Below are 3,844 nucleotides of genomic sequence, written 5' to 3'. Positions count from 1 at the left end.
GAGTTTTACCTCATATATAGGTACCGGTGGGGTGCGTTTGGTGGATTTTCTCCCAAAAATTGTGCCCCAAGCCACTATGTGAGGTGGATAATAATACGGTTTCCGGATAATATATAACCTTATTATCGCCTCCAGCGTAGGAAACCCCCACACCCCGTGTATTCATAGGCAGAACTCTACCCAGAATTCACCGGCAGGATTCACCGGACTGTGAGGGCACCTCCCGCGCTCAACACACAACGAACCCTCATTTAGGAAACTATGAAGGCACTCAAAAAACTACCCCTCCTCGCGTGGATTATCATCGCGATTGCATCGGGTGTGCTTATCGGCATGCTGACCCCCGGAATGATTAGCGGCATCAATGACGCCACCGGCGCATCCATCGCTACCGACTTCATTGTGCAGCTCTTCGTCTCCTTCTCTACCGTGTTCAGTGCCTTCCTGAGCTTCGCGATTCCGCTGATTATTATCGGCTTCATCGTGCCCGGCATTGGTTCCCTCGCGCAGGGCGCGGGCAAGATGCTCGGCATCACCGTTGGTCTGGCGTACATCTCCAGCATCCTTGCTGGTTTCCTGGCACTGACCTGCGCTCTGCTGCTCTACCCCATCATCCTGCAGGGCCAGCAGCTCGCCTCCTTCGACAACCCCGAGAATGCACTCTCCAAGGGTTACATCTCCTTCGAGCTAACCCCGATTATGGGCGTGCTCAGCGCACTGATTCTCTCCTTCATCCTGGGCCTGGGCATTACCGCCCTGAAGACCCGTGCGATGCTGAACCTCTTCGAAGACTTCCAGGTCATCGTTGAGAAGATGCTCGGTTACGTGATTATTCCCCTACTGCCCGTGCACATCGTGGGCGTGTTTGCGAACATGACCCTCGCCGGCCAGGTGGCAAAGATTCTCTCGGTCTTCGGTCTGGTGTTCGTCATGGTAATCATTCTGCACTGGGTCACCCTGGTACTGCAGTACTCGGTGGCTGGTGCGGTATCTCGCCGCAACCCCGTCCAGATGCTCAAGACCATGCTCCCGGCATACTTCACCGCAATCGGTACCCAATCTTCGGCTGCAACCATTCCGGTGACCGTGCGTTCGGCAAAGAAGGCTGGCATCTCACCCCGCGTGGTGGACTTCGCAATTCCGCTGTGCGCGACCATCCACCTCTCCGGCTCCATGATTACCATTACCTCCTGCTCGGTGGCAGTGCTGTTCATGACCGGTCAGCACCCCGACTTCGGTAGCCTGATTCCCATGATTCTGGTGCTCGGCGTGATGATGGTTGCCGCTCCCGGCGTTCCCGGCGGTGGCGTGATGACCGCGATTGGTCTGCTGCAATCCATGCTCGGCTTCGACGCTTCCATGATTGCTCTGATGATTGCCCTGTACCTGGCTCAGGACTCCTTCGGCACCGCAACCAACGTGACCGGTGACGCGACCATCGCAGCCCTGACCGAGCGTATCTCCAAGGCAAGCGGCGTGAACCCCGATAAGGAAATCCGCGACGAGGACATCGAGAAAGCAGAAGCTATTTCCGCCTAATCCTCTCCGCCTCCATAGCGTTTTTCAGCCCCGTCTCCCCCGTAAGGAGGCGGGGCTGATGCGTACCCGGAGCCTCCCCCGCAGGTCAAAGCACCAAAAACCGAGGAGTACACTGGAATTCATGACTGAAAACAACACACAGCACGCACCCGTCCGCGCGGCAGCACCCACCACCCTTACCGCAGAAGAAATCAAGGCACAGCTGACCGAGAGCGGCATCCCCGAACACCTGCACTCTTACTTCCCCCGCGGCCTGGGCGAGCTCATCCCCGCCATGGGCATTAAGTTCCAGGAACTCACCGCAGAACGCACCGTGGCAACTATGCCCGTCGCCGGTAACACTCAGCCCATCGGCCTGCTGCACGGCGGCGCTAACGTGGTGCTCGCCGAGACCCTCGGATCGCTCGCATCCGGCGTGCACGGCGGCGAAGACCTCGTAGCAGTCGGCGTGGACATCAACGCAACCCACGTGCGCCCGGCAGTCTCCGGTGTCGTCACCGCAACCTGCACCGCCGTCAAGCTCGGACGCACCCTGTGCATCCACTCCATCGACATTGTGGATGAGCGCGGCCGCACCACCTGCACCGCACGCATCACCAACATGCTGATCCCCCGCCCCACCGCCTAACGACTACCGCCTAAGCTAAGGTAGAGGGAACGACCCCCAACGAAAGGACAACCATGGCCCGCGAGCGCACCCCCTATTTCAAGCGTTACCCGAAGATTGTGCGCGCCAAGCGCATTGTCCTGCCCATCGCAATCGGTGTGATGCTGGTGTGCCTGGTGACCGCGATTAATAATCCCGGCAGCTTCTGGTGGCTGGGCGTGATGCTTGGTACGGGTGGCATGCTCTGGGCTGGTTCTCCGACGGACCGCCCCATTAGCGGCCCGAACAATGACGACGACGATTTGAACCGCTACCTGCGCTAGGCGCTGCCTGCCTTAGGGTTCCAACCAGCGCTAGGTTCCCACCCGCGCTAGGCACCCGGTTCGCCGCACACAGCCGCAAACGGTTAAACACGAACGCCCCGTCCCTCAGCTTCATCGTGAGGGGTGGGGCGTTTGTGTGTCATGAATAAAGGTGCCGGTTCATCAATGCACCAGCTGTGTGTGCTCAGCGGCGAATCCTAGTCTTCGCCGTAGCGTGCATTCGTACCTGTACTGTCACGTACCCTGTACGTCTTGTGCTTAGGAGAGCTGCTTGATGATGGTGTCAGAAACTTCACGCATGGACAGGCGGCGGTCCATGGAGGTCTTCTGAATCCAGCGGAATGCTTCCGGCTCGGTCAGATTCATCTTGGTGATGAGCAGCGACTTTGCGCGGTCAACGAGCTTGCGGGTCTCGAACTGGTCGCGGATGGTGCCAACTTCCTTCTCGAGGGCGCGAATCTGCTCGTAGCGGCTGATTGCCACCTCGATTGCGGGAACCAGGTCGTTCGGGGAGAACGGCTTGACGACGTACGCCATAGCGCCTGCCTCAACGGCACGGTCAACGAGTTCCTTCTGGCTGAATGCAGTCAGCAGAACGACGGGAGCGATCTGTTCCTTCGCGATTTCCTCGGCTGCGGTGATGCCGTCCATAATCGGCATCTTCACGTCCATGAGGACGAGGTCGGGGCGGTGCTTCTGCGCCAGCTCGACGGCGGTCTTGCCGTTATCGGTTTCTGCAACAACATCGAAACCCTGGTCCTTCAGAATTTCAACGATGTCGAGGCGAATCAATGCCTCGTCTTCTGCCACGACGACGGTGCGGGCGGGACCCTGCTCCTCTGCCTGATCCTGAGTGGTCAGCTCTGACATTACTCTTCTCCTTTATCAAATTTCAGTCACCTTAAAGTTTACAGGAGGGAATAAATGTTCATCTACTTTCGCGCCTTGTCCCCCGCGTGTTATATGCGTCCTATGTGCAGGTGGGAGGGGTTTTCTGACGCCACTTTGCGACCCTCCATCAGATTTTGCATCTTAATGCATATTTTTGTTCTATACTGCTCATAACTGTGAAAACAAAACCGCACAACATAGAGGTCACGCGGTGAAATTCACAGCCACAACACAGACCCGAAAATGACTCTGACATGCACTAACACCCCCTCGGGTTAGACACAAAAGTAATAAACAAAATATTTATATCGAAACTCCATCACGCGCCGCAGAAGGTCGATACACTGAAATAGGTATTCTCCTCGACTTCTCCGGCACTCACATTTGACCACCCATACTCGATACCCGGAGGGGATTCATGTCAATCACCCGTCAAGCACGCACCCTGTACTCAGACTTCGTGGAGTACAAGGAACTCGATCGC

At 57.2% G+C, this 3,844-nt stretch carries 4 protein-coding genes; 3 read left to right on the top strand and 1 reads right to left on the bottom strand.

Annotated features, from left to right (window positions below):
* Window positions 1–261 precede the first annotated feature (261 nt).
* The 3 genes from QZ540_RS08135 to QZ540_RS08125 all read left to right on the top strand — a co-directional run bounded on the left by QZ540_RS08135 (window position 262) and on the right by QZ540_RS08125 (window position 2,469).
* A complete protein-coding gene (locus tag QZ540_RS08135) occupies window positions 262–1,539 on the top strand; it encodes a dicarboxylate/amino acid:cation symporter (protein WP_294629092.1) in 1,278 nt (425 codons plus the stop codon).
* Between the two features lie 121 nt (window positions 1,540–1,660).
* Window positions 1,661–2,167, top strand: a complete 507-nt coding sequence (locus QZ540_RS08130) for a PaaI family thioesterase (protein WP_070676236.1) — start codon at window positions 1,661–1,663, stop codon at window positions 2,165–2,167.
* A gap of 53 nt (window positions 2,168–2,220) precedes the next feature.
* A complete protein-coding gene (locus QZ540_RS08125; RefSeq protein ID WP_049341350.1) occupies window positions 2,221–2,469 on the top strand; it encodes a hypothetical protein in 249 nt (82 codons plus the stop codon).
* A gap of 258 nt (window positions 2,470–2,727) precedes the next feature.
* Here the strand turns inward: QZ540_RS08125 and QZ540_RS08120 are convergent, their stop codons facing one another.
* Window positions 2,728–3,339, bottom strand: coding sequence for an ANTAR domain-containing response regulator (locus QZ540_RS08120; RefSeq protein ID WP_049327112.1), 612 nt, complete (start codon window positions 3,337–3,339; stop codon window positions 2,728–2,730).
* Between the last annotated feature and the right edge of the window lie 505 nt (window positions 3,340–3,844).

This window comes from uncultured Rothia sp., assembly GCF_916049665.1.
GTDB lineage: Bacteria > Actinomycetota > Actinomycetes > Actinomycetales > Micrococcaceae > Rothia.
The sequence above is the reverse complement of the archived record's forward strand: the minus strand, read 5'-3'. Positions and strand labels throughout refer to the sequence as shown.